Here is a 26,514-nt window from a genome sequence, read left to right as displayed (position 1 = left end):
CCTATTATTCAGCTTCAACGCCTAGGCGCTTCAGCATCTAGTTTTATTCGTGTTTTGAAAACTGCTTTAAGAATCGTACATCATTTGTATAAAAATGACGGATATCATCGACACCGTATTTCAACATGGCAATCCGCTCAGGTCCCATTCCGAACGCGAATCCAGTGTATTTCTTAGAATCGTAACCAGCCATCTCAAGCACGTTTGGATGAACCATCCCTGCACCTAAAATCTCAATCCAGCCTGTTTTTTTACATACATTACAGCCATGGCCGCCACAAATTTTACAAGAAATATCCATCTCAACAGAAGGCTCTGTGAATGGGAAGAAACTTGGTCTTAGACGGATTTCCCGGTCTTCACCAAACATTTTTTTCGCAAAAACTTCCAAAGTTCCTTTTAGATCGCTCATGCGGATGTTTTCACCGACCACTAAACCTTCGATTTGCATGAATTGATGGGAATGTGTTGCATCATCATTATCGCGGCGGTAAACCTTACCAGGGCAGATAATTTTAATCGGCCCTTTGCCTTCATGCTTTTCCATTGTCCGTGCTTGGACTGGGGATGTATGGGTACGAAGGAGGATTTCTTCTGTAATGTAGAAAGAATCCTGCATATCGCGGGCCGGGTGGCCTTTTGGTAAATTAAGCGCTTCGAAATTATAATAATCTTGCTCTACTTCTGGACCTTCAGCTACTTGATAGCCCATGCCAATAAATAAATCTTCAATTTCTTCAATGATTCTAGTCAGTGGATGGTGGTTTCCAACCTTGACTGGACTGCCTGGAAGGGTGACATCAATGCTTTCTGATGCTAATTTTTCTAGAACGGCAGCCTCTTCCAACCCTTTTTGTTTAGCCTCGATTTTAGCCGCAATCGTTTCACGCACTTCATTTACAAGTGCCCCCATCACTGGACGCTCTTCAGCTGAAAGCTTTCCCATTCCGCGCAATACTTCTGTGATTGGCCCCTTTTTACCTAGGTAAGCAACGCGGATGTCATTTAATTCTTTTAAACTGGAAGACTGTTCTACTTTTTCAATAGCCTCTTCCTGCAATTCCTTTAAACGTTCTTGCATATCATCTATTCCTCCTTAATGGTTATTGGTCACTTTAGGCAGTCATAAAACACAAAAAAACCCCATCCCTGGAAAGGGACGAGGTTTATCATTCGCGGTACCACCCTTGTTAACACGTTATGTAAAAAACATTGTGTGTTCACTTCATTCGAATAACGGCCTGTGCCGGTGCATCTTTACATTTTTAAAAAATGGTCCCGATGCCAACTCAGGAGGTGAACTTCCCTAATCTAAAACCATAAAAGTGCTTGCAGTCACGGCACTTTCTCCCTAAATGGTCGATAACTAGGTACTTTTCTCCGTCATCGTTTTTAACTTTTTTCAATTGTTCATTATTATATAACGTTTTTCTGCAAAAGGTCAAACCTATTCCAACTATTTTTTCAAATAATAGAGCAGAATTCCTGTTGCAACCGCAACATTTAATGATTCACTTTTTCCGTAAATCGGAATATAAAGGTTGGCGGTTGTAGTAGAAAGGAGGTCCTTTGCAACCCCATTCCCTTCGTTGCCTACGATAAGACCAAATGAATCCCCTCTGGAAATATCCGTATAAGCTGAAGCACCTTCAAGTGCTGTCCCATAAACCGGTATATCTTTATTTTGCAGCTTGTTAATCCATTCATGAAGGTCGCCCCTAATGATTGGGAGGTGGAAGTGGCTTCCCTGTGCTGACCTTAAGACCTTCGAGTTGTAAATATCGACACTGCCGCGTCCTACCACAACTGCATCAATCCCGGCGGCATCCGCGGTACGGATCATCGTTCCAAGATTACCCGGATCCTGAGCAGCATCTATTAACAAGAACGTCTTACCTTCCTCCGCCAAGATTTCCGCATTCTTACTTGGTACACGACAAATCGCGTAAATTCCTTGAGGAGTTTCAGTCTCCGTTAATAATTTAGATATTTCTTCCGTAACGAGAGTGACTGGTGTAGAGCTGACATCCCAGCGCGACGGCAGACCTACCTGATCGGAAACAATAATTTCTAATATTTGCTCACCTTGCCTGAGTGCTTCCTCTACTAAATGGAAACCCTCTATGATAAAGGATTCGCTTTTATCTCGCTCTTTTTTTGTTAACAGTTTTCTCCAATGTTTTACCTTAGGATTATTGACAGATTCTATATGTTTCAAAACAATGCTCCTTTAAATAACTCTGATGATTTTCTCATTATATCCTAAAAATATTACATAATAAAACCAAAAACTAGAAAACATAATATTGAATGAAGGTTAACAAAAGGAGGGCATTAGAATGAACTTAAACCTAAGAAATGCGATTCTTCACAATGTTTCCGGAAATACTCAAGATCAATTAGAAGATACCATTGTCGATGCAATTCAAAGTGGCGAAGAGAAGATGCTTCCAGGACTTGGAGTATTATTTGAAGTGATTTGGCAAAATTCATCTGAAGATGAGAAGAAAGAAATGCTTGAAACCCTTGAAAAAGGCGTAAAGTAATTTACAGGCTGCCAATTTGGCGGCTTTTTTGTTTATATGAGGAAGAGCCGGTACAATCCCTTACTGACATCCAGTTACTCGCTTTAAGCGAGAATTTTTGACTTGGTCCTGCTTTTCCACTGCAAGAAACCCTCGGTTATAAGCCCGAGGGTCTTCTTATTTTATTCAAATGTAATCTTATCAACCGTTTCACGGTCTAAACGCTTAATTACCTCAACAATCAATTTAACCGCATTTTCGTAATCATCACGATGGAGCATTGCTGCATGAGAATGAATATAACGAGTCGCAATCGTGATTGCAAGCGCAGGTACACCTTTATGTGTCAAATGAATAGAACCGGCATCTGTCCCACCGCCAGGGATGGATTCAAATTGATAGGGAATATTCAACTCATCGGCTGTATCTGTAACAAAGTCACGCAAACCTTTATGTGCAACCATTGAAGCATCATAAACAACTACCTGCGGGCCTTTGCCCATTTTGCTCATCGCTTCTCTTTCCGAAATTCCAGGCGTATCTCCGGCAATACCCACGTCCACTGCAAAACCGATATCCGGTTCAATTTTGTAGGTAGCTGTCTTCGCACCGCGCAAACCAACTTCTTCTTGAACATTCCCAACACCATAAACCACGTTTGGATGCTCAACATCTTTCAACTGTCTTAACACATCAATCGCAATCGCACAACCAATCCGGTTATCCCATGCTTTGGCTAATAACATTTTCTCATTGTTCATGACGGTGAATTCAAAATATGGAACAACCATGTCTCCTGGACGAACGCCCCACTCCTGTGCTTCTTCTCGGCTTGAAGCCCCAATATCAATGAACATATCTTTAATTTCAATTGGTTTCTTGCGGGCTTCTGCTGATAAGATATGTGGCGGTTTAGAACCAATAATACCTGTTACCTCACCTTGCCTTGTTACAATTGTGACGCGCTGAGCCAGCATAACCTGTCCCCACCAGCCGCCAACTGTTTGAAAGCGAAGGAAGCCTTTATCGTCGATTTGCGTTATCATAAAGCCAACTTCATCCAAGTGGCCGGCCACCATAATTTTGGGACCGCCTTCTTTCCCCACTTTTTTGGCAATTAAACTGCCAAGTCCATCAGTAGTGATTTCATCCGCATATGGAGCTATGTATTGTTTCATTACTTCGCGGACTTCACGCTCATTACCGGGAATACCTTTGGCATCTGTTAAATCCTTCAACATTGTTAATGTTTCGTCTAATTTTGCCATGCTTAAGCCCCCCTAATAGGTATGTACGAACTTATTATACAAAACGAAACTGTCAAGCTACAAATTTTTGGTACAAATAATCGACGGCAGGATCTATTTTGAGCTGACAGCCTTACTTCCAAACATGCCAAGAAATTAACGCAGCTGTGGACTAAATGAAATTTTTATAAAAATGACTAATCATTTAATCCTTTTCCATTGAGAATTTGCTGCATATACTTTTCAACCCTAGACACTCTCGTTTTGGATTGTTTGGGTTGAGCAAAATAAAGAAGGTATGCTCTTTGCCGTCCCGGAGTTAATGCTTCAAAAGCCGTTTTCAAGGCAGGGATCTCATCTAATTTATGTTGAAATTCTTCAGGAATACTATAATCTGTATTCTTTTTAAAATTTACTTCCAAACCGGCTTTTTCAACTTCAATCGCTTCATAAATATAGTCTTTCAAGATGGTTTCCATTGCAACGATTTCTTGAACGTTGGTGAATCGGATTTGGCGCGCTGCCTGTACATTCTCCGTTTGCTGGATTAGAATCCCATGGGCATCCTTTAACAATGCACCTTTGTGAAAAAGAAGTGCACAATATTCTTTAAATCCATGGATTAAAACGATGTTTTTTTTCTCCAACGTGTAGCAAGGATGCATCCACTTAAATTCTTCGGTCAGCTCACAGTCAAGGATGATATTTCTCAACTTCTCATATTCTTCCTTCCACTGTTTAGCTTTACTTAAAAATTCATCAACCTTAGGATTCATTCTACTCTCTGTCATCCATTATTTACCCCCTTCAATTCTTCCTGCCACAATCACTAATTTTAGACGATAGTGATTCCAGATGAACCAAAACCGCCCATTCCCCTTTCGGAACTTGTTAATTCATCTACTTCGATAAGATTAACTTTAGCAATAGGAGCAATTACCATTTGAGCAATCTTCATTTTCTTCTTTATGACAAAATCCCTTTTTCCATGATTAATGAGAATAATCTTAATTTCTCCTCTATAACCTTCATCTATCGTGCCTGGACTATTTAGAACAGTAATGGAATGATTTAATGCCAACCCACTTCTTGGTCGAATCTGAGCTTCCGTCCATTTTGGCAATTCCAACTGTATACCTGTTTGTATCAGTGCCGCTTCTCCCGCTTTTATCACTTTATCTTCTACTGAGAATAAATCATACCCCGCATCACCTTCATAAGCCCGATTTGGCAATAACGCATCCTCATGAATTAATTTAACTTTAATCGTGTAGGTCATTTTTATCCTCCGTTCGTATAAATTTATGTAAATGGTAAACTCCTTAAAGAAATTATATCAAAACACAAAATTAGTGAAACTTCTGTTTTTCATGTCCGTATTAAAAGTATTATAGTATAGGGCAGGGGGCATAACCATGATCTGGTTGCTGCGTTTAATATTGTTGTTCTTACTTTTCCTTATCGTTTACTTGGGATTTAAATCTTATTTCAACTCATCCCGAAAACTAGAAACAGCTCGTAAAAATAAACGATTTTTGCTTCTGGATGATGAAGATATTAGAAAGAACTTCATTGTGACGTATCGAGGTGCGGTGTTTGTTGGCGAAAAATATATGGGTGAAAAGGATAACAGCGTTAATGTTGTCTCTGTGGTTATTTGGCCCGACGAAACTGATGGACTAAAAGGACTCATAAAAGAAGACTTCACTTTTCTAACTGAAAAAATACTTATGAAATATCCGAATGCAGAAATTCATTGGAAAAGTCCTGTGAAGGAGTTTTTATAGACTAGCCGGGATAATGCGGCTCTAAATAATTATTTTGAAAAAGATGAATATCTCTACGATAGCAAGAATAGGGAACCCTAGCTTAAAGGATGTATGTTTTGTTTTATGACGGTAAAGCTGCATTCCTGCAGTGGTCCCGATTGCCCCGCCAAAGATTGCCACCATCCAAAGTGTCCTCTCACTAATTCGATATTCATGCTTTTTGGCACGCTTTTTATCCTCTCCCATAATCAACAGCCCGATTAAGTTCATAACAATTACAACGATTATAAATAGCGCCATTCATATTTCCCCTTTTATAGAAAAAGCCATCCTCATTAGAGAATGGCTTTTTCGTATTAAGAAAGTAAAAGCTCTTTGAACTTTGACTACTTTCCAGCTCCAGCTCCCAGCGACAAGTGTACTGGACCTCTCCTCCCTACGATAAGTCAACATCGAATCGCTTACGCTCTTCGTGTTTCCTTTATCTCAGTCGGCTCGGCACCAGTCCATACGTCGCTTAACGGTCGCTTACGCTTTACTTATTGTATTGTTGCTTTGCTGTGTTTGCTAATTCAGCAAATGCGTTTGCATCGCTAATAGCAAGTTCAGAAAGCATCTTGCGGTTTACTTCGATACCAGCAAGCTTTAAGCCATGCATTAAACGGCTATATGAAAGACCGTTGATACGAGCTGCTGCATTGATACGAGTAATCCAAAGTTTGCGGAAATCGCGCTTAACCTGACGACGGTCACGGAAAGCATATTGTAATGATTTCATAACCTGTTGGTTAGCAACTTTATATAATGTATGTTTTGAACCGTAATAACCTTTAGCTAATTTAAGAACTCTTTTACGACGTTTGCGGGTAACAGTACCGCCTTTTACACGTGGCATGGAATTTCCCTCCTATAATAAATCGATCACTTATAATTATTTTACGTAAGTTAGTAAATGACGAATGCGTTTGAAATCGCCTTTTGAAACAAGACCTGCTTTGCGTAGCTTACGCTTAGCTTTTGTTGATTTGTTAGCGAATAAGTGGCTTGTATAAGCATGGTCACGCTTAAGTTGACCAGAACCAGTTTTCTTGAAACGCTTTGCAGCGCCGCGGTGAGTTTTCATTTTTGGCATTGTAATAGTCCTCCCTATATTACTTATCGTTTTTAGGTGCTAAAACTAGGAACATGCTTCGTCCATCCATTTTAGGATGTGATTCGATCGTTGCAACTTCCTTGCACGCTTCGGAAAAACGGTCTAACACACGTTGACCGATTTCTTTATGGGTAATCGCCCGGCCTTTGAAACGGATTGACGCTTTTACTTTGTCGCCTTTTTCCAAAAACTTAATGGCATTACGAAGCTTTGTATTAAAGTCATGTTCATCAATCGTTGGGCTTAGACGAACTTCTTTAGTAGTAATAATCTTTTGATTCTTACGAGCTTCTTTTTCTTTCTTTTGATTCTCGAATTTGAATTTGCCATAGTCCATAATCCGGGCTACCGGAGGCTTTGCATTTGGTGCTACAAGTACCAAATCAAGATTTACTCTTCCGGCAATTTCCAATGCTTCAAATTTGGTCTTAATCCCCAATTGTTCGCCATTCTGGTCAATTAAACGAACTTCTCGAGCACGGATGCCCTCATTCAACAACATGTCTTTGCTAATAATTAGCCACCTCCAAGGTTTTATCAAGAATACAACGTCTGGGTACAAGAATAAGATCACCTTATTGTTTGACACCCTAATTTGATTGACAGGCATGAATTACTTTTAAAAGTGCTATTTCTTAAGTAAACAAACAAAAAAGTGCGGATGAATACACCCACACTTTACAGAACATAAGTAATAAACAAAAAGTTCACGTAAAACCTGCCAACTGCTTAACTAGCGTCAATCAGGTGAGAAGCGGGTGCTTCTTCTTTTCCCAAAATTAAGTATTCAATTTTACCTTAGTAACTATATCATAGCGAAGATTACTTGTCAAACAAACTATTTTTCTTTGACAACGAAATTTATTGTAGCAAGAAACCAAAAATTATTCAATAGTTTTTTCTAAAAATTGCTGTAATCATTTATTTATTACTTTTGTTAACCCGTGATGATCAACCATTTATTAAATCAATAATACTACGCGAAAGTACGTTTACTGCGGGTTTGATAGGAAAAAGGTACTGTTTATCTTCCTTTTACAGAAGATTAATATTCTATTAATTCCCACTTTACAATTCTCCTATAGTTTTATGTTTGAAATCCATAAAACATATAGGAGATGAAATTGAAATGAAAAAAAGCTTGATTGCCAGCCTTGCGTGTTTGTCGCTTTCGGTAACTTCGGCAGCTCCTTTTGCAGTATTAGCCCACCCCATTGAAAGTTCAGTAACTGACAATGGAACATCTACATTACGCCCGATGAATTCCGATGTTGCTATTATCGCTCATCGCGGAGCATCTGCATACGGTCCAGAACATACACTTGCCGCCTACAATCAGGCCATGGCGATGAACGCGGATTATGTGGAGTTCGATTTACAAATGACAAAGGATGGCCAGTTAATCGCGATGCATGATGAAACCTTGGCGAGAACAACGAATGCAAAGGAACTCTACCCGGACCGGGCTCCATGGCGGGTAAAGGATTTTACGCTTGATGAAATCAAACGCCTCGATGCAGGCTCATGGTTTAATAAAGCTTATCCTGATAAAGCGAAACAAGAATACATAGGACAGCAGGTGCCAACCCTTGAGGAAGCAATTGACTTTGTAAAAAAACACGGAAACGGAAAAGTTGGTCTTTACATGGAAACAAAAGCACCGTATGTTTACCCTGGAATGGAAGAGAAAGTAATCGAAATCTTAAAAAAAGCCAATGCCTTAGGTGATGAAAAACTTTTTCTAGAATCATTTAGCGAGGATAGCCTTCGTAAGTTAAAAACACTCGCTCCCAACGTCAAGCTGATTCAGCTTTATGATGGAAAAATGCTGGCAGGAAAAGATGTATACCAAGAGATGAAGCGAATCTCCGATTATGCTTCAGGTGTAGGTCCGAGCAAGGAGCTTGTCGTTCCAAAGCTCATGGAAGCTGCTCATCAAAACAAACTCCTGGTTCATCCTTGGACCGTCAATTCACAGGATGATTTGGTCTCTATGCTCTCTCTTGGAGTTGACGGAGAATTCACCAATAATCCTGACCTGTTGGACGATCTGCTTAAAAAACCGTTTATTTCCCATGGAGTGGCAAGCGGGGATGTAACCGATTCTTCAGCTATTTTATGGACCCGTTCGAATGAAGACGCAAGAGTCCAATTTGAAATTTCAACGGACAGCAATTTTAAAAATCAAACTATCGTAAAAACAGGACATGCTTCTAAAGAGAATGATTTTACGGTAAACGTAGAGGTGAAAGGATTAAAAGCCGATACAAAATACTATTATCGTGCTCATGCTGTTTCCAGCAAGTATATTGTAACCGGATCCTTTAAAACCGCACCGAAGGAAAACAGCTTAAAGCCCTTGACAATGGTATGGGGCGGAGATACTGGCGGCCAGGGAGAGATTCCACCTTATAATTCTTTCAAAGCAATGTCGGCTTTAAATCCAGACTTCTTCCTGTTCAGCGGGGACACCATTTATGCCGATAATAAAACACCGGCTGTGCCTAATCCTCCTTCTCAAACTGTTCAGGATTTCTGGGCTAAATATAAAGAAAACCGTACAGATTCTGGTTTGCGCAGCCTTTTACAAAAAACAGGTACGTTCTCTATTTGGGATGACCATGAAGTAACGAACGACTTTTCAGGGCCATCCCAGGAACTCACTCCAACCGGTTTAAGAGCGTTTGAGGACTATTGGCCGATTTCAAGTGAGCGCAGTTCGTCAGACAAGCTATATCATAAGTATTCTTGGGGCAATACAATGGATATGATGATCCTTAACAACCGCGGCTACCGCTCACCGAACACTCAGGCAGATGGTCCAGATAAGCAGATGCTAGGGGATGAACAGTTAAAATGGCTGGAGCAGCTGCTGCTTGAGTCAGATGCAAAAGTAAAACTGGTAGCGACTTCCGTGCCAATCTCCGTGCCTACGGGAAAAGCCATGGCTAGAGATGGATGGGCAAATGGGGACAATGTAAATCCAAACGAACCCACAGGCTATGAGAACGAGTTCAAAAAAATCTCAGATTTCATTATCGAAAAAGGAATTAAAAACGTCTTTTTCGTCACCACTGATGTTCATTTTGCAGAAGTAATCAAATATGATGCCAACCATGACGGAAAAACCGATTATAATGAACTAATCAGTGGCCCGATTGGCGCTGTAAAAATCAATCCAGGAACCCTCGACCCAACTTTTGGCCCTGAAAAATTATACGCAGAAGGTAACTTCTTCAATTTCGGTGTGTTTAAGGTGAACCCTGAAAACAAGCAGGCTGTTGTTGAAATACAGGATGAGAACGGAAAGACTCATTTTACTCATACTTTCCAGTTGGAGGATTAATATCCCTCCAAAAAGATAATAAAAATACCACAGTCCAAAAAAGGCTGTGGTATTTTTTCATTATAAGCTTAGCCGCGTTTTACTTCTGCTAGAAGTCCTGCAAGGAAATCACCAAAAGCTATAGTTTCGGATTTCTGTTCGCCATACTTACGGACGTTGACAGCATTGTCTTCCACTTCTTTGTCACCAACAACCAGCATATATGGGATTTTCAGCATTTGCGCTTCACGGATTTTATAACCGATCTTTTCATCACGGCCATCTAATTCAACTCGGAAGCCTGCATTTTGCAGCTGCTCCTGAACCTGTTTCGCATAGTCATAATGAGCGTCAGGAGAAACTGGTATCACTTGTACCTGTACTGGAGCAAGCCATGTTGGGAATGCACCTTTGTATTCTTCGATTAAGTAGGCCACAAATCGTTCCATTGTCGATACCACGCCGCGGTGGATAACAACAGGACGATGCTGCTTACCGTCTTCACCTACATAATTTAAGTCAAAACGTTCTGGAAGCAAGAAATCCAATTGAACAGTTGACAACGTTTCGTCTTTACCTAATGCAGTTCTTACTTGAACATCAAGCTTAGGACCATAGAAGGCAGCTTCTCCTTCAGCTTCGAAATAATCAAGACCAAGATCATCCATTGCTTCCTTCAACATGCTTTGTGCTTTTTCCCACATCGCATCATCATCAAAATACTTTTCAGTATCCTGCGGATCGCGGTAAGAAAGTCGGAAGGAATAATCGTTAATATTAAAGTCTTTATAAACTTCTAAAATTAAATTCACAACACGCTTGAATTCATCTTTGATTTGATCTGGACGAACGAAAATATGAGCATCATTTAATGTCATCCCACGGACACGCTGTAATCCGGCTAAGGCCCCTGACATTTCGTAACGATGCATTAGACCAAGTTCCGCAATCCGAATTGGAAGCTCACGATAGCTGTGCATGCTGTTTTTGTACACCATCATATGATGCGGACAGTTCATTGGACGAAGCACTAATTGCTCGTTATCCATTTCCATAATTGGGAACATGTCTTCATGATAATGATCCCAGTGACCGGAAGTTTTGTATAAATCTACGCTTCCCATAATTGGCGTGTACACGTGGTCATAACCAAGACGCTGTTCTTTATCGACGATGTAACGTTCAATCACACGGCGGATGGTTGCCCCTTTAGGAAGCCATAATGGTAAGCCTTGACCCACTAATTGGTTACTTGTGAAAAGACTTAATTCTTTTCCGATTTTACGGTGGTCACGCTCTTTCGCTTCTTCTAATAAACGAAGATGCTCTTTTAAGTCTTCCTTCTTGAAGAAAGCAGTACCGTAAACGCGCTGCAGCATTTTATTATCGCTGTTGCCGCGCCAGTAAGCACCCGCAATACTTAGCAGTTTAAACTCTTTGATTTTTCCAGTAGACGGAACATGTACCCCACGGCAAAGGTCGAAAAATTCACCCTGCTCATAGATTGTTACTGTTTCTTCATCCGGAATCGCTTCAATTAGTTCAAGCTTGTAAGGATCTCCAGCTTCTTTAAAAAGCTGTACCGCTTCAGCACGGCTGACTTCCTTACGAACAATTTCAAGATTTTCATTGACGATTTTCGCCATTTCCTTCTCAATCTTTGGCAAATCCTCTGGTGTTAATGATACATCGAGGTCCATATCATAATAGAAGCCACCTTCAATAACCGGTCCGACCCCTAAATTAACATCTGGATATAGTCTTCTCACCGCTTGTGCCATTAAATGGGCTGTACTGTGGCGTAATACTTCTAACGCCTCAGTTGATTCGGGTACAACGATTTCTATAGATCCGTCTTCTAAGATGGGACGGCGAAGATCAACCATTTGTCCGTTCCATTTGCCGGCGATTGCCTTTTTCTTTAGGCCCGGGCTGATGGAAGCGGCAATATCTTCTGTTGTTGTTCCTTTTGGAAACTCCTTTACTGCTCCATCAGGAAACGAAATCTTAACAACATCTGACATATTAACTCCTCCTTTTAATGATTGCGCCCTGGGCTTTACGCCCTTAAAGGCCGCTAAAAAAATAAAAAAACCCGTCCCTAGGAATAGGGACGAGTTTTAATTAACACGTGGTTCCACCCAATTTTTCATTTTTAATAAATCCATTATTAAAAATGACTTTGGTCAGGTAACGGCTGTGGCCGTCAACAATTACTTTCCCCATCAGAAAATGAAGAGTTCACTGCCGAAGTTTAAAGGTGGTAAGTATTTATTCCGTGTTAGAAGACTTTCAGCCGGTGGTCTTCCTCTCTTTAAACCGTAAAGAAATACTGTTGTCCTTATCATTACTTTTACTACATATTTGCTATGTACGTTATTATAATGATTTACTTTTAAAAATGCAAGGTACATAAAACTAAATATTGACATGATTTTAAGATTTTATGCATGATTTTCTGATGACTCTTGATCCGCTGGCCATTTTTTTATACTCCTTAGGGCAGTGAAATTTTTAATCGTCACTCGTTCTTCAAAAATATTTTTGATTGTTCTTACCAGCGGCTCATCTGGATTATTTGTATATAGAAAAATGGACGTTGGTGCAATCGATAAAAGTGGTGCGATGGAAACAGAATCAACATATACCGGATGATTAACTAATAGTTTTCGGTCAATCATTCTCGTTAATTCCGCACGTTTAATTTCTGCCAACTCCTCATTATAAAACGTAATTTCCTCGTCAAATAATACATGGAGCGTTGCCATTTTCGGCTCACGCTTTACCAAAAAGTCCCGGAGCATTTGAATAAACATTTGATACTCTTGCTCCATTTTGTATTCATCAATGGCGAGTTCTACATAATCCTCGAGCATTTGCAGGTATGGCCGCAAGCGAAATTTAAGCAAGGAATCAAAAGAGAAAGAAACCTTTTCTTGAAAAATATGATCAACTGCCTCTTCAATAAAAGATGTTTCTTTTTTGGTTTCCTTTAAAAAAACGGCAAGGTCTTCTCTTTGCCCTTCAAGGATGGAATAAATAATCTCCATAATCTGCTGCTGTTCTTCTTCCTCTTGAAAGAAATAGTGACTTTTAATTATCTCTAGAAACCAGTCATCTCGCTTCATCGTTGTAATAAAATCATAAAAGGCTGTTTTCACCTTATTCACTGTGTCATTCGAAAAATCCCCATCTAACACTTGTACTATATGTCGATCTTCTATTAGAAGAATAGTTTTTTCATCAGAATTGAATGGTAAATACGTTAGCAAGTGGTTATAAAACCGGTTCGCATCTATCTTGCTTTGGAAGATGATTTCCGCCAACCAAATCCCCCCTTTTTAGAAAAATCTCTGTTTAATATATATGGGGGACTTGACCAAAATAGAAGTATACACATCGTTAGAATTGTTATTTAAATAAAAAAAAGGACTGCCCGAAGTTTACAGGCAATCCTTTCATGCTGCTATTATCTTCTGTTTGGCCCATCTACTAAAACAGGCTCACTCAGGGTACGGATTCTTTCCATTATTCTGCGGGCCTTCATTTTCTCTTCCTCGCCGCGCTGGCTATAGGTTAAATGATGCTCCAGCCCTTTTAAATCAAAGTTTGAAGTGAAAAAGGTTGGAAGGTTCTCGAGCATTCGGAATTGGAGGATTGGTCCAAGGACCTCATCTCTTGTCCAGCTTGATACAGCCTCCGCACCAATATCATCCAGCATTAAAATCGGTTCTTTTTTCAAGGCCTCTATTTTTTCGTTTAATGTGGAGTCAGCGATCGAACTTTTCATTTCCCGTAATAATTCCGGGACATAAACAATCATCGAGGAAATTTGCTTTTTGGCCAGCTTGTTCGCAATTGCGCCAAGTATATACGATTTCCCAACACCGAATTCTCCGTATAAATATAAGCCTTTTGCCCGCTTACCTTGTTCATAGTTTAAAATAAACGACAGTGATCTTTGAATGGCATCAATTCGATTATTATCATGTTCAAAGTCCTCAAATGTAGCATTCAAGATGTCTTTAGGAACATATAAACTTTTAATTAACTTTTCATTTTTTCGTTTTTCATCATCCATTATTTTTCTTGGGCATCGTTCATATCTTACATCAATTGAATTCCTTACTAACACCAACTCGGGCTGATATCCCTTCATCATATTAATACAGCCATTCAGACTTTCACACTTATTACATTCTAGGCTCTGGTTAATATACTCGTAAAGCTTATTTAATCCCTTTTCAATTGTACCCTTGGTCAACTCATGTTCATGTTCCCTAATAAATGATTTAACTGCCGGATGTGACAACGTTTCTTGGCGCATTTTTTCATATCGTTTTTGAAAACTCTCACTTGAGGCTATCCGGTTTAGCGTTCGGTTAATCTTTTCCATATGTCACCTCTTAATCATCGATTGCTTTTAACATTTCTTCTATTTCACGTTTTTTAGCCTCTAAATCAGGATCTTTTTCTTTTGGACCTTCCGCCGATTCTTTCTTTGGATCTTTATCAAACCAATCAGGCAAAAGTTCGGTTCTAATAGGTTTTTTAGTTGATACTCTTCGGTTTTTCTTCTCTTCATCCCAAGAAAGGTACTTACTATGTTCACTTCTCGCTAATTCCATAGCTTCTTTAACGGTTTTAACTTCCTTCCGTGCCCAGTGGCTGGCAATTTGCTCGACATAGTTCTTCGTAAATTTTGAATCTGCTTTTAACAGAACATATTGGATGAGTACATTGACAACACCAGGCAGCAGTTTCTTCTTGGACATGACATCTTCAATAATTTTCAATTCGGTATCAGAGGGTTCGATTCCATGTGAAGCATCTCTAAATACCTTAACAGGGGATGTGGTTTCTAATGAACGGACTAATACTTCTTCTTTCGTCTTTGGCTCGTCTAATTGATCACGGTATCTAGGCGGCTGTGTCCGTTCCACTAAGCTCGGATACTGCTCATTATTTTCAAATTGATACCAATTTCGTGCTGCTTTTCTTAAGTCCTCAAGATCAATTTCATTATTTGGATTAATGGCATCAAGAATTAAATTTTTCATTTCAATTGGATTTATATTATATAGGAATGACAGATTACTAATCACTTCTTTTACCTTTTTCGTTAATGCTTTTTTAGGGACAAGTGATTCATTTAAGCCGGCCATTAGCAGACCAAAATCAAATGTATCAATATCAATTTGAATCCCCTGCTGCTCCTGACGGCTAATGAATTGTGCATCATCCTCCGCTTTTAATTCTCCTGAAACATCTTGTATATATTGCATGCTTCCAAGTGTGGCTGAGGCAAACACATCTTGGAACGCCTTCGTTACATTCTGATATTCCGTTTCCTTTGGTTTTTGTTGATCAGTAAAAAATCGCTTCAATCGGGAAAAATGGTTCTTCCCAATTTTTCGGAACAAATAAATATTTAGCATTCCATCTAAAAAGAACTGCTCCGGATTTAAAGGCGGCTGGAGCTCATAAATGAAGGAGCGCTCTTCATCTGTCTTGACATAGGTTTTAATTAACCCGATTCCCTCTAGCTTTAATCTAGCTTCGTAAATCTCCTTTAAATTCATTCCCATAAGATTCATCAATAGATGGTGTGTCGATGATTCAGACCAGAGGCGATTTTCCTCCAGTTCTGCCCAGAGCGTCATGTACAAACTTAAGCAAGCTGACCCAATCAGCGGCTGATATAAAAACGTCAGCACTTTACGGTCATAATCATGCAGCAGCCCGCCGGCAGATACTATATAACGGTCGATAGGAAGAATTTCCTGCCAATGCTGCGCCATATCAATCCAACCTTTCCTCTTATAAAGTAAGAAAAAGAGCTAAAATCCTCAGCTCCTTTTACGACTTTTCCTTTTTTATTAATTCTTTCAGTTCGTCTATAAAAACATTAATATCTTTAAATTGGCGGTAAACGGAGGCAAATCGCACGTAGGCAACTTCATCAACGTGTGCCAGCCTGTCCATTACCATTTCCCCAACCGCCTCACTCTTTATTTCAGAAATCCCTTGGCTGCGAAGGTCTTTTTCCACACCGTGCGTTATATCTTCTAATTCCTTTAAAGCAACAGGGCGTTTCTCGCACGCCTTGATCAGTCCCCTTAGAATTTTATCACGGCTGAATTCTTCTCTTGTTCCTTCCTTTTTCACCACAATCAGGGGTATCTCTTCAATCTTTTCAAATGTAGTAAACCGATAACCGCATTCCTCGCATTCTCTTCTTCTCCGTGTTGCACGTCCTTCATCAACAGGCCGTGAATCAAGCACACGTGTACCGTAATTTTGACATGAAGGGCACTTCATTGTTAATCAACTCCAAATCTGAATAAAAGAACTTGCCAACTGGCGTTCCCCTTAGGGGCGAAGATAAAGGCGTTATACGTTGTGTTTGTACATCTTCTAAACCAGCCCTCTAATCCCGAACAAAATCCTTAACTTTATCTTATAAAAAAGAGGGCTTTAACACAAGTAGCGGATTACGAGTTTTTTCTTATTTCGACAAGGTTATGTAACCGATTGATCCGTTCATAATAAGATTCAATTCTCTTTTTCAATTGCGGATATATACCCAGAAGAGAAAAACTCTCTGAAGAAATATTAAAATCTACTGCTGTTTCCATTGGTTTTACGGAAACAATAGTGACGACAAGGAAGCATGGAATAGGTTTATTTATTTCAACCGCAATCTCTCCATGGTCTTTGGATACAGTGGTGACTCGACAATCCGCATCGTCATGAAATAATTTCTCAACAGACTGAAATAATTGATTAAAGGTCCCTTTATAATAGTGTGTTTTTAACGAAACATCCGTGTTTCGGTCAGACGTTTCTAGTTGCTTTTTAAATCGTGTAAAAATATTCACCATGATAGCCATATAAACCCTCCAAGTTTCTTCCTTTTTATCTATTTTACAACATTCTGTTAAAAATATAAAAAGAGGCGTACGAATTAGTACACCTCTTTTCATATTTTTTATAAGAAAGCAGTAAAATTTACTAATTTGGGATCAATTAGCTGACTTTCACCTTTGACAGTTTAGCGATTTCCTCTGCTACATACAGGGCGAGATCGACCACTCGTGATGAATAGCCCCATTCATTATCATACCAAGCTAAGACCTTGACTTTCCTTGTTCCCATTACCATTGTTGAGAGACCATCAATAATAGCAGAATGGGCGTTTGTATTAAAGTCTACAGATACTAAAGGCTCCATCGTAACATCCAAAATTCCTTTTAACGAGCCATTTGCAGCTTCTAAAAATGCTTGATTAATATCGTCTAGTGTAACATCACATTTTAAATCGACAACTAAGTCCACTAATGAAACATTAGGAGTTGGCACGCGTAAGGACATCCCATGCAGTTTTCCTTTCAATTGCGGGAGCACCAATGAGATGGCCTTAGCCGCTCCTGTTGTCGTTGGAATAATAGATTGTCCACATGATCGGGCTCTCCGTAGGTCTTTATGCGGATTATCAATATTCTTTTGATCATTTGTATAAGCGTGAATGGTTGTCATTAAACCAGATTCGATACCGAATTTTTGATCCAGGACCTTTGCAACAGGTGCAAGGCAGTTGGTGGTACATGAAGCATTAGAAATAATATCATGCTGATTAAGATCAAGCATTTCTTCATTTACTCCCATTACAATGGTAACGTCCTCATTTTTACCCGGCGCTGTTAAGATAACCTTTTTAGCCCCTGCTTCCAGATGACGTGCAGCTTGTTCACGAGAATTAAATTTTCCCGTTGCCTCAATGACAATATCAATCCCAAGTTCCCTCCAAGGTAATTCCTCAGGGACACGATTATTTAATAGTTTAACTCGTTTACCATTTACGATTAATTCATTATCTAAAGGGATAACATCTCCCTGAAATGTCCCATGATTTGTATCATACTTAATGAGATGAGCTAAGGTTTCTGCCGGATAGCTCGCATTGATTGCTACAACCTCAAGATTCCCTTCATAAATTGCTTTTCTAAAAACCATCCTTCCAATTCTCCCAAACCCATTAATTGCAATTCTCGCCTTCATTTTACGGCCCCTTCCGCATTAGTGTTATACTGTTAACAAGTATTGTTATAATTAGTATAACACAATCGAGTTTAATTGTGATCATTTAATGGCGGATATTTTTAAAATTTAGAGTAACTTAATGTAGTAAAGCAAAAAAAGAAGGGGCTAAGTCCCTTCTCTTCTCCATTATTCCTGTTTTATTCCCCATTTAGCTAGTATCATAAGGAGCTGTTGTTTCGTCTCCTCAAGCGTTCCATTATTATTTATTACAGCGTCAGCAAGCTTGATTTTTTCTGATAACGGCATTTGGGAATTGATTCTTGCTTCGGCATCTGCATGGGTTAGGTTATTTCTTTCCACTAATCTTTGCAATTGTATGTCACTATCAACATAAACAAGAATTGTTTTTTCAACCATCGCGGTTAGTTTACTTTCAAATAATAAGGGAATATCCAAGACGACTATCCCTTCATTATTCTGTTTTGCAGTCTCCACTTGTTGACGCATTCTTCGTCTTACTTCTGGATGGGTTATTTCATTTAACCGCTGCCGTCGATCAGCTTGATGAAAGATAATAGCACCAAGTTTTTGCCGGTCAATTTCTCCCGTTTCTAAAAGAATATCATCGCCAAATTCGGCAAGAATTTTCTGGTAAGCAGGTTCACCTTTCATGACCGCTAAGCGGGCTTCAACATCTGCATCGATAACGGTGATAGACATTTCTTTTAACATGTTTGATACTGTACTTTTTCCACTGGCAATTCCGCCTGTTAGCCCTATAACTAGTGACATGCTTTGTTCCTTTCTAGGGTTATAACTTCATAACTCCAATGATAATTAATAAGACTCCTGGTAAGAAGGTGAATTTTTGAATCCATTCAAATTTATGAAAAAATGTGCCACTTTTGATCCCTAAAAGAACAAATAGAGAACTCATGATGGCGACCGCTAATGCTAAAGAAATGGGAGAATACCCAAGCATGGCCGCTCCAATCCCTGCACCAAAAGAATCTAATGATAAGGCAAAGCCAAGCATTAAGGCTTCGACCCCTGTAATAGTTCCAGATTGGTCAAAATCGGCAGACATCGGCTTTTTTAGGATGTTTATGGCGATTCCTAAAGAGCGTATTTCAAAGTTAACTATGGTTTTTTCATGTGTTAGCTCTTCTTTTTCTTTCTCTGGACGGAAAAATTGATACAATACCCAGGCACCAAGGGCGATTAGAATAATCCCGCCAAGGCTTGCCGTTAGTTTGGGTGACAATATTTTTTCCAACCCATGTCCAATTGACACGGCTATCATTAATGAGACAGCCGAGCATGTGGCTATAATTAAAACGGATCTAAGCGGCATCACCATTTGCCTTAACCCATAGGTGAAGCCAACACTAAAGCTGTCAAGACTGAGCGCAAAGGCTAATATAAAAAGTGAGAACAACTGAACCATTGTCTTAAGGCTCCTTCCTCCGAAATCACTACGATAGTATATGGAAGGAGCCCATCCAATGTGTTTTGGTATTCTTCTTTTTCAAAAACGCTCAAGTCTGTCCTAAATTCTCTGGCAGCTTGGACAATAATGTGTTCCCCGACCGCCTACAGTGGTTTTCTCTAAGGGTGTTCCGCATTTTTTACAGGCTTCCCCTTTTCGGCCATATGCGTATAAGTCCAGCTGAAACATACCGATTTGGCCTTGAGAGTTGACATACGAACGAATCGTACTGCCGCCTTTTTTAACCGCCTCACTTAAGGTCGCAACTATCTCATCATGCAGTATTGATATTTCCTCTTCATTGAGCGTACTCGCAATCCGCTCAGGATGAATACCTGAACGAAATAGAGCCTCATCAACATAGATATTTCCAAGGCCAACAAACAATCTTTGGTCTAATAAAGCTGTTTTAATCCTACGATTAGTCTTTTTTAATTTTTCAGCTAAGTATTCCTTTGTAAACTCCTCCGAAAATGGTTCAGGACCAAGTTCTAACAATGGAGGCTGTATGAATTCTTCACCTTTTTTATAGAGATGCATCGTCCCAAATTTACGGACATCACGATACCTTAGCTCGGTATCATCCGTAAAGTGAAAAATCACATGTGTGTGCTTATCAAACTCTTCTTCTTTTGGATAGAGACCATATTTGCCCTCCATTCGTAAATGAGACACCAAGGCAAAATGATCTGTATAAATAATTAAAAATTTCCCTCTTCGGCCTACATCCACAATTGTTTCCCCTTTTAAGGCATCGATAAATTGTTCCACCTCTACAGGGTTTTTGATGATTTTTGGCCAGAAGACAGTAATGTTAGCAATTTTCTTATGAAGAACGAGATGTTTTAATGTTTTTCTAACGGTTTCTACTTCAGGAAGCTCCGGCAATGTAGATCCTCCTTTTTATTTTGCATCGAACCAGGTTGGTCCATAAGCATAGTCCACCTTCAACGGTACTTTTAATTCAAGCGCATTTTCCATGACATTAGGAACTAATTTCTTTAATATTTCAATCTCCTCCTCGGGAGCTTCAAAAATAAGTTCATCATGGACCTGGAGTAAGAGTCTTGTTTTAAGCCCTTTATCCTTTAAAGCCTCATCCATATCAATCATCGCTTTTTTGATAATATCTGCAGCGGTCCCCTGAATTGGTGTGTTCATTGCTGTTCTTTCTGCAAAGCTTCGTAAATTAAAATTTCGAGCCGTAATTTCAGGGAGATACCGTCTTCTTTGCATTAAGGTCGTCACATACCCTTTTTGTCGGGCCGTATGAATAATGTCATCCATATATTCCTTGACTCCAGGATACGTATGAAGATAACGATCAATAAACAGTCCTGCTTCTTTTCTAGTAATGCCCAAAGATTGTGAAAGTCCATAATCACTGATTCCATAGACAATCCCAAAGTTAACAGCCTTTGCCTGGCGGCGCATATTAGAGGTTACTTCATCTGCATCAACATGAAAGACCTCCATTGCAGTTTTCGTATGAATGTCCATATCATGCTTAAAGGCATCAATCAGCTTTTCATCACCAGCTATATCGGCAAGCACGCGCAATTCGATTTGCGAATAATCTGCTGCAAAAATGAGCCAGCCTTCCTCGGATGGTACGAACGCCTGACGAATTTTCCGCCCTTCCTCCAGGCGAATAGGAATATTTTGCAGGTTCGGATCGATTGAGCTTAATCTGCCTGTTGCGGTTAACGTCTGCTGATATCGTGTATGGACCTTTCCCGTTTCTGGGTTAATGACTTTAAGCAGGCCCTCAATATAAGTGGATTGCAGCTTCCCAAGCTGGCGATACAGAAGAATATGCTGAATAATTTCATGATCTTCTGCTAATTTCTCTAACACATCCGCTGATGTCGAGTGACCTGTCTTTGTTTTCTTGTAAGAGTACAGACCTAATTTTTCAAAAAGAATGACCCCCAATTGTTTAGGCGAGTTAATGTTAAACTTCTCACCAGCTAACTCACATATCTTTTCTTCAATTTCTACTAGTCTCTCTGTTAGTTCCTTCCCCATCTGCTGAAGACGGTCTGTTTCGACCTTAATCCCGGTGGACTCCATGTCCGCTAAGATAAGGGATAATGGCATTTCTAATTCTTTAAAAAGTTCATATTGTTCATTTTCCCTTAATTCATCCTCGAGCTTCTCTTTTAACTCTGACATAGCAAGGCTTTTACGAACAAGATGCTCGGCAAGTTTTGTAACCTCAGGAATTTTCCGCTTCGCTCCTTTTCCATAAAAGGAGTCGTCTGATTGAATATTATAAATATCATATCTCTTCGCAATGGCAGCAAGATCTTCAATGTTTTCCGATGGGTTAACCAAATAGGCACCCATTAGGATATCAAAGTCGGTTCCCTTCAAATGAATATCATATCTTCGTAAAGAAACCTCTGAGCGTTTCGCATCATAAACAATTTTCTTTTTTTGTTCATCTTCTGCCCACTCTTTAAAAACAGGTGATTTTAAAGCCTGCTCGGTCGACAAATAATAATGTCCATTTTCATTTACGATTGAAAATCCAATAATTTCAGCATAATGATAATTATCGTCAAGCATTTCAACATAAAAATAATTGTCATCCGCAAAAATATCTTCCGTAATTTCCTCAGGAATTTTATAGTCGATCTCCTCAAGTACATGGTCCACCGTGTCTATTGGTTCATCACCCAGTTTTTCTAATAAGGAGTTGAAACCTAATTCTTTAAATAAGCTGATTAATTTTTCTCTAGTAAAGCCTTCGTACGCAATGGTATCTAACTCAATTTCAACCGGTGCCTGCCGTTCAATTGTCGCTAGTTCTTTGCTCATTAAAGCTTGTTCCTTAAACTCAGCTAATTTTTCCTTCAGCTTGTTCCCACTTACTTGGTCAATGGAAGCTAATAAGTTTTCTAAGGTGGAAAATTCTTTAAGCAGCTTAATGGCTGTCTTTTCTCCTACCCCCGGAACTCCAGGGATATTATCGGAAGGGTCTCCCATTAGACCTTTCATATCAATGATCTGCTCTGGAGTCAAACCGTATTTTTCAGCAACATGCTCAGGTGTGTAGACCTCAATATCCGTTATTCCTTTTCTGGTAATTCCGACCGTGGTAATCGGGGAAGATAGTTGGGTTAAGTCTTTATCTCCAGAAATTACTTTTACTTCAAAACCATCCTTTTCAGCGGTTAAGGAAAGTGTGCCAATAATATCATCTGCTTCATAATTTTCAAGCTCATACCTCGAAATCCCGTATGCATCCAGCAGCTCACGAATGAAAGGGAACTGCTCTGACAGCTCAGGCGGAGTTTTTTGCCGGCCGCCTTTGTACTCGCCAAAGGTCTTATGCCGAAACGTGGTTTTACCTGCGTCAAAGGCAACCAGCATATGGGTTGGCTTTTCATCCTCCAATATTTTCATCAACATCATCGTAAAACCGTAAACCGCATTTGTATGTATTCCTTTATCATTATTAAGTAAAGGGAGCGCAAAAAAAGCACGGTAGGCAATACTATTCCCATCAATCAGCACTAGCTTTTTCTTTTCCATTAACTATCACCATCCATTAAAATCATTTCTTTTGGCAGTTCAATGATAAATTCACTGCCCTCACCGAGGTTACTACGGACATTAATACTGCCGTGATGCGCTTCCACTAAATGTTTCACAATGGCTAAACCCAGGCCTGTACCCCCGGAGTTTCGACTTCGCGCTCGGTCAACCCGATAGAACCGTTCAAATATTCGAGGAATATCTTCTCTACTAATGCCAACTCCAGTGTCTTTTATAGATATACGTACCCTTTCTTCACCGTCAATTAGAATAATTCTCACCGCTCCATCTGCCGGTGTATAGGTAATCGCATTATTGATTAGATTGATAAACACTTGCTTTAAGCGATCCAGGTCCCCGTATAATAGGACTTTGTTCCGTTTACTGTGAAACTCAAGTTGAATGTTTTTCGTCTTAGCTTTTACATCCAAAAGGTTCAGGACATCTTGAAGCACGGAGTATAGATCGATCAACTGTATATTTAATTGAAAGCCGTGCTGCTCAATTTTTGAGAGCTCTAAAAGGTCTTGAATCAAAGTCTGAAGCCGGTCGCTTTCTTTTAAGATAATTGAGAGAAACGATTGGAGCGTTTCTTTGTTATTCATCGCACCGTCTAAGAGGGTTTCGGTAAAACCCTTTATAGAGGTAACTGGAGTTTTTAATTCATGCGAAACATTGGCGACAAAATCCTTGCGCATTTGTTCCAGTTTCTTCATTTCTGAAATATCGTGGAATACAAGCAATACTCCCTTCCAGACATTGTTAGCTCCAATAATGGGTACACCATACACAATAAAATATTTCCTTTCAATCTGCAAAGGTAAATGTAATTGTTTGCTTACCTTTTGTTCAGTTCTAAATACCTCGGCAACGAGCTGACGAATCTCTTCATAATCGATAACCTCATAATACTGTTTATTGATATAATCACTTGGATCAATATGAAAAATATCAGCATAGCCCTTATTAACTAAATTAATATACCCTCTGCTGTCAAATAGAATTAAACCAGCACCCATATTTTCGATCAAAGCGCTTAAGCGGTCCTGCTGGATTTCCCGAACTTTGGTGAGTTCTTGCAGATTCTCTGCCAGCATGTTAATTGAGGAACCTAACATTCCTGTATCATCAATCCTGTTCACCTTTGTACGGGCGCGGTAGTTCCCGTGTGCAAGTTCAATTGCCACCTCGGTGGCCGCTTTAATGGGCTTTGTATATCTCGTGGTAATACTGATGGCAAGAATGACTGTGACAATGACAGCTAATCCTAAACCTACTGTTAAAAGCAACCAAATTTCCACTTTGATTTTGTCATTGAGGGTGTCCAAAAAATTATATTTAAAAAACTGCCCCAGCAATATTCCTAAACCAATTAGGACCACTATAATTAAACTAGTTAAAACAACGAAAGCCCTCGAACGAAACTTAATCATTCTCCTTTAGGCTCCTCCAGTTTATAGCCCAGACCGCGTATCGTTTTGATATAGGCAGGCTTTTTAGTATCTATTTCAATTTTCTCTCGCAGATGAGAAATATGAACATCGACAATTCTAGTATCGCCTGCAAAGTCATAATTCCAAACAGCACTCAGTAATTGATCCCGAGTCAATACACGACCTTTATTTTGTCCAAGAAATAGGAGCAATTCAAATTCCTTTAGAGTTAACTCCAATTGATCCTCATGGAAAAAAGCTTCATATTTTCCTGGATAGATGGTTAATTTCCCAATTTGGATTTGCTCTTCTGCTTGATCATTGTCACTTGCGGCTTCGGTTTGAATTTGTGCTCTTCTTAAAATGGCTTTTACCCGGGCGATGACCTCCCTTGGACTAAAAGGCTTGACCATATAATCATCAGCACCAAGCTCGAGTCCTAGAATTTTATCAAGTTCATCGTCTTTGGCCGTTAACATGAGGATTGGCGTCATAATATTTTGCTGCCTGAGCTTTTTGCAAACATCCATACCATCTAATTTGGGCAGCATTAAATCTAAAACGATAATATCAGGGGACTCGGTTTCGGCTAATCGTTTTCCCTCTGCCCCATCCATTGCCGTAACTACCTCAAAGCCTGCCTGTTCTAAATTATATTGAAGTAAGGTCACAATTGATTGTTCATCATCAACAACTAGTACTTTATTTTTCATATAAAATAACCCCCACCTTCTAGATATTCTCATTATATCTATAAGGAATATGGATTATCTAGTTTTAGGGGCTGATAGTTATATTTGTTATATAAGAGCGCTTTCTTGTAAAAAAATTTACATAGAATTCACAATTCTCGCCAATTTCGCCATTCTCGTTTTATACAATAGTATTTGTAAAAGAAGGGATGTGTAATATGGCCTATAAACCGCGTACGGTACCAGAAGATTTAAAAGTTCTACGGATTTTAAATAATCGAATAGAGTTAACACAGGAACAGCATAAGTACTATCTTTATAAAGAGAAGGGTTTTGAAGGTGAGGTCCGGTTCGATATTTTAACAGAGCAGCTGCAAAGTGATTGCTTAATTTTAAATGATTTGTATCTTGAAGTTAATAACACATCATTTCAGCTTGATACCTCGATTATTTTTCAAAATACTTTTTATTTCTTTGAGATTAAAAATTTGGAAGGAGATTATATCTATCGAGAGGAACGATTTGAGACGAATTTTGGAAAGATTATTAAAAACCCGCTTGACCAGATAAAAAGAAGCAACTCCTTACTACTTCAATTATTCCAAAAACTAGGTTTTTCCCAATCTATTGAGGCCTATGTTGTATTTGTAAACCCAGAATTTTTCTTGTATCAAGCACCAATGGATAAGCCCATAATCTATCCTCCACAGTTAAAAATGTTTATGAGAAAGCTTGATAGTACGCCATCTAGATTAACGTATCGGCATAAAAAGATGGCGGATAAGCTCATTTCATTGCATCAGGTTCAATCCCCTTATTCTAATTCAAAGATTCCAAGTTATGATTATCAGGAGTTTCGTAAAGGCTTTACTTGTTCTAAGTGCAATTCATTTTTATGCTCTGTTTCAAGTGGGAAGCTTGTATGTGCAGATTGTGGACAAGTGGAAGGAGTAGAGTCTGCTGTTTTAAGAAGTGTGGGAGAAATTAAGCTGCTATTTCCGGATAAAAGGATTACGACAAATTGTGTTTATGAGTGGTGTGGGGGAGGCTTGTCTAAAAAGCAAATCAATAGATTATTAATAAAATGTTTTTCACGAGTCGGACATGGTAGGTTTTCGTACTACGTGGATAATAAATAATTAATAGTATGGTGGTGGGGGTCTTCTTCGGGTGCTCTATAAGGTCGAGGGACCCTGGAATTGACCCTTCCTTTTCATATTAGAGTTCCATGAGGACTTTAAACCCTTCGTGTAAACTCTTTTTGTCTTCATGACCTCTCCATGCGGACATCTTTG

26 protein-coding genes and 3 other annotated features are annotated in these 26,514 nt (G+C 39.3%); of the genes, 4 read left to right on the top strand and 22 right to left on the bottom strand.

Going from position 1 to position 26,514, the window contains the following annotated elements; all coding sequences use genetic code 11:
* Nucleotides 1–43: 43 nt before the first annotated feature.
* Both pheS and V7077_RS07940 read right to left on the bottom strand, forming a co-directional pair.
* Nucleotides 44–1,081: a phenylalanine--tRNA ligase subunit alpha gene (pheS, locus tag V7077_RS07945; RefSeq protein WP_335500169.1), complete on the bottom strand. Its 1,038-nt coding sequence runs from the start codon at nucleotides 1,079–1,081 to the stop codon at nucleotides 44–46.
* Nucleotides 1,082–1,152: 71 nt separating this feature from the next.
* Nucleotides 1,153–1,396 (bottom strand) — a binding site (T-box leader).
* A 60-nt stretch (nucleotides 1,397–1,456) separates the two neighbouring features.
* The gene (locus V7077_RS07940) at nucleotides 1,457–2,218 is read right to left on the bottom strand and encodes a TrmH family RNA methyltransferase (RefSeq protein WP_335500167.1); all 762 of its coding nucleotides are present in this window, start codon (nucleotides 2,216–2,218) and stop codon (nucleotides 1,457–1,459) included.
* Nucleotides 2,219–2,339: 121 nt separating this feature from the next.
* Here V7077_RS07940 and sspI point away from each other — a divergent pair, with 121 nt between their 5' ends.
* Nucleotides 2,340–2,546 carry a small acid-soluble spore protein SspI gene (gene sspI, locus V7077_RS07935; protein WP_098526887.1) on the top strand — a complete coding sequence of 69 codons (207 nt, stop codon included), beginning with the start codon at nucleotides 2,340–2,342 and terminating at the stop codon, nucleotides 2,544–2,546.
* A gap of 161 nt (nucleotides 2,547–2,707) precedes the next feature.
* On the opposite strand, the gene V7077_RS07930 is transcribed toward sspI, so the two are convergent.
* The 3 genes from V7077_RS07930 to dut all read right to left on the bottom strand — a co-directional run bounded on the left by V7077_RS07930 (nucleotide 2,708) and on the right by dut (nucleotide 5,051).
* Entirely contained in the window at nucleotides 2,708–3,793 is a 1,086-nt protein-coding gene (locus V7077_RS07930) for a M42 family metallopeptidase (protein WP_335500165.1), read from the bottom strand.
* A 176-nt stretch (nucleotides 3,794–3,969) separates the two neighbouring features.
* On the bottom strand, nucleotides 3,970–4,563 hold the full coding sequence (locus V7077_RS07925) for a YdeI/OmpD-associated family protein (protein ID WP_335500164.1): 594 nt from the start codon (nucleotides 4,561–4,563) through the stop codon (nucleotides 3,970–3,972).
* 44 nt (nucleotides 4,564–4,607) lie between these two features.
* A complete protein-coding gene (dut, locus tag V7077_RS07920) occupies nucleotides 4,608–5,051 on the bottom strand; it encodes a dUTP diphosphatase (RefSeq protein WP_335500162.1) in 444 nt (147 codons plus the stop codon).
* Between the two features lie 136 nt (nucleotides 5,052–5,187).
* Here dut and V7077_RS07915 point away from each other — a divergent pair, with 136 nt between their 5' ends.
* Nucleotides 5,188–5,559, top strand: coding sequence for a sigma-w pathway protein ysdB (locus tag V7077_RS07915; protein ID WP_335500160.1), 372 nt, complete (start codon nucleotides 5,188–5,190; stop codon nucleotides 5,557–5,559).
* Nucleotides 5,560–5,580: 21 nt separating this feature from the next.
* Here V7077_RS07915 and V7077_RS07910 read toward each other — a convergent pair whose 3' ends face one another.
* The 4 genes from V7077_RS07910 to infC form a co-directional block, all read right to left on the bottom strand.
* Nucleotides 5,581–5,841, bottom strand: a complete 261-nt coding sequence (locus tag V7077_RS07910) for a DUF1294 domain-containing protein (protein ID WP_335500158.1) — start codon at nucleotides 5,839–5,841, stop codon at nucleotides 5,581–5,583.
* Nucleotides 5,842–6,076: 235 nt separating this feature from the next.
* Nucleotides 6,077–6,436, bottom strand: coding sequence for a 50S ribosomal protein L20 (gene rplT / locus V7077_RS07905; RefSeq protein ID WP_215044035.1), 360 nt, complete (start codon nucleotides 6,434–6,436; stop codon nucleotides 6,077–6,079).
* A gap of 36 nt (nucleotides 6,437–6,472) precedes the next feature.
* Complete coding sequence (gene rpmI / locus V7077_RS07900; protein ID WP_098532742.1) at nucleotides 6,473–6,673, bottom strand: 50S ribosomal protein L35; 201 nt, start codon at nucleotides 6,671–6,673, stop codon at nucleotides 6,473–6,475.
* A gap of 19 nt (nucleotides 6,674–6,692) precedes the next feature.
* Nucleotides 6,693–7,196 carry a translation initiation factor IF-3 gene (gene infC, locus V7077_RS07895; RefSeq protein WP_141561135.1) on the bottom strand — a complete coding sequence of 168 codons (504 nt, stop codon included), beginning with the start codon at nucleotides 7,194–7,196 and terminating at the stop codon, nucleotides 6,693–6,695.
* Nucleotides 7,197–7,337: 141 nt separating this feature from the next.
* Nucleotides 7,338–7,470: a sequence feature (ribosomal protein L20 leader region), on the bottom strand.
* Nucleotides 7,471–7,823: 353 nt separating this feature from the next.
* Here infC and V7077_RS07890 point away from each other — a divergent pair.
* Nucleotides 7,824–10,040, top strand: coding sequence for a glycerophosphodiester phosphodiesterase family protein (locus tag V7077_RS07890; protein WP_335500155.1), 2,217 nt, complete (start codon nucleotides 7,824–7,826; stop codon nucleotides 10,038–10,040).
* Between the two features lie 68 nt (nucleotides 10,041–10,108).
* Here the strand turns inward: V7077_RS07890 and thrS are convergent, their stop codons facing one another.
* The 13 genes from thrS to V7077_RS07825 form a co-directional block, all read right to left on the bottom strand.
* Nucleotides 10,109–12,043, bottom strand: coding sequence for a threonine--tRNA ligase (gene thrS / locus V7077_RS07885; protein ID WP_335500153.1), 1,935 nt, complete (start codon nucleotides 12,041–12,043; stop codon nucleotides 10,109–10,111).
* 82 nt (nucleotides 12,044–12,125) lie between these two features.
* Nucleotides 12,126–12,376: a binding site (T-box leader), on the bottom strand.
* 87 nt (nucleotides 12,377–12,463) lie between these two features.
* Entirely contained in the window at nucleotides 12,464–13,345 is an 882-nt protein-coding gene (gene ytxC / locus V7077_RS07880) for a putative sporulation protein YtxC (protein ID WP_335500151.1), read from the bottom strand.
* Between the two features lie 143 nt (nucleotides 13,346–13,488).
* Nucleotides 13,489–14,415, bottom strand: a complete 927-nt coding sequence (gene dnaI, locus V7077_RS07875) for a primosomal protein DnaI (RefSeq protein ID WP_335500149.1) — start codon at nucleotides 14,413–14,415, stop codon at nucleotides 13,489–13,491.
* Between the two features lie 10 nt (nucleotides 14,416–14,425).
* The gene (locus V7077_RS07870) at nucleotides 14,426–15,820 is read right to left on the bottom strand and encodes a replication initiation and membrane attachment family protein (RefSeq protein WP_335500147.1); all 1,395 of its coding nucleotides are present in this window, start codon (nucleotides 15,818–15,820) and stop codon (nucleotides 14,426–14,428) included.
* Between the two features lie 58 nt (nucleotides 15,821–15,878).
* Nucleotides 15,879–16,340, bottom strand: a complete 462-nt coding sequence (gene nrdR, locus V7077_RS07865) for a transcriptional regulator NrdR (RefSeq protein WP_144564449.1) — start codon at nucleotides 16,338–16,340, stop codon at nucleotides 15,879–15,881.
* 173 nt (nucleotides 16,341–16,513) lie between these two features.
* Nucleotides 16,514–16,912 carry a hypothetical protein gene (locus tag V7077_RS07860; protein ID WP_215044049.1) on the bottom strand — a complete coding sequence of 133 codons (399 nt, stop codon included), beginning with the start codon at nucleotides 16,910–16,912 and terminating at the stop codon, nucleotides 16,514–16,516.
* A gap of 136 nt (nucleotides 16,913–17,048) precedes the next feature.
* On the bottom strand, nucleotides 17,049–18,080 hold the full coding sequence (locus V7077_RS07855; protein WP_335500144.1) for a glyceraldehyde-3-phosphate dehydrogenase: 1,032 nt from the start codon (nucleotides 18,078–18,080) through the stop codon (nucleotides 17,049–17,051).
* 168 nt (nucleotides 18,081–18,248) lie between these two features.
* Complete coding sequence (coaE, locus tag V7077_RS07850; protein WP_335500142.1) at nucleotides 18,249–18,854, bottom strand: dephospho-CoA kinase; 606 nt, start codon at nucleotides 18,852–18,854, stop codon at nucleotides 18,249–18,251.
* A 19-nt stretch (nucleotides 18,855–18,873) separates the two neighbouring features.
* Nucleotides 18,874–19,509: a sporulation membrane protein YtaF gene (ytaF, locus tag V7077_RS07845; protein WP_335500140.1), complete on the bottom strand. Its 636-nt coding sequence runs from the start codon at nucleotides 19,507–19,509 to the stop codon at nucleotides 18,874–18,876.
* A 102-nt stretch (nucleotides 19,510–19,611) separates the two neighbouring features.
* Entirely contained in the window at nucleotides 19,612–20,439 is an 828-nt protein-coding gene (gene mutM, locus V7077_RS07840; protein ID WP_335500138.1) for a DNA-formamidopyrimidine glycosylase, read from the bottom strand.
* Nucleotides 20,440–20,454: 15 nt separating this feature from the next.
* The gene (gene polA / locus V7077_RS07835) at nucleotides 20,455–23,091 is read right to left on the bottom strand and encodes a DNA polymerase I (protein WP_335500136.1); all 2,637 of its coding nucleotides are present in this window, start codon (nucleotides 23,089–23,091) and stop codon (nucleotides 20,455–20,457) included.
* Complete coding sequence (gene pnpS / locus V7077_RS07830; RefSeq protein ID WP_335500133.1) at nucleotides 23,091–24,527, bottom strand: two-component system histidine kinase PnpS; 1,437 nt, start codon at nucleotides 24,525–24,527, stop codon at nucleotides 23,091–23,093. Before pnpS ends, polA begins: the two co-directional genes overlap by 1 nt.
* Entirely contained in the window at nucleotides 24,524–25,240 is a 717-nt protein-coding gene (locus V7077_RS07825) for a response regulator transcription factor (RefSeq protein WP_335500132.1), read from the bottom strand. Before V7077_RS07825 ends, pnpS begins: the two co-directional genes overlap by 4 nt.
* Nucleotides 25,241–25,437: 197 nt before the next feature.
* Between V7077_RS07825 and V7077_RS07820 the strand changes: the two genes are divergently transcribed.
* Entirely contained in the window at nucleotides 25,438–26,358 is a 921-nt protein-coding gene (locus tag V7077_RS07820; protein WP_335500131.1) for a nuclease-related domain-containing protein, read from the top strand.
* Nucleotides 26,359–26,514: the final 156 nt, after the last annotated feature.

It is taken from the genome of Neobacillus vireti, assembly GCF_036962465.1.
GTDB lineage: Bacteria > Bacillota > Bacilli > Bacillales > Cytobacillaceae > Neobacillus > Neobacillus vireti_B.
The sequence above is the reverse complement of the archived record's forward strand: the minus strand, read 5'-3'. Positions and strand labels throughout refer to the sequence as shown.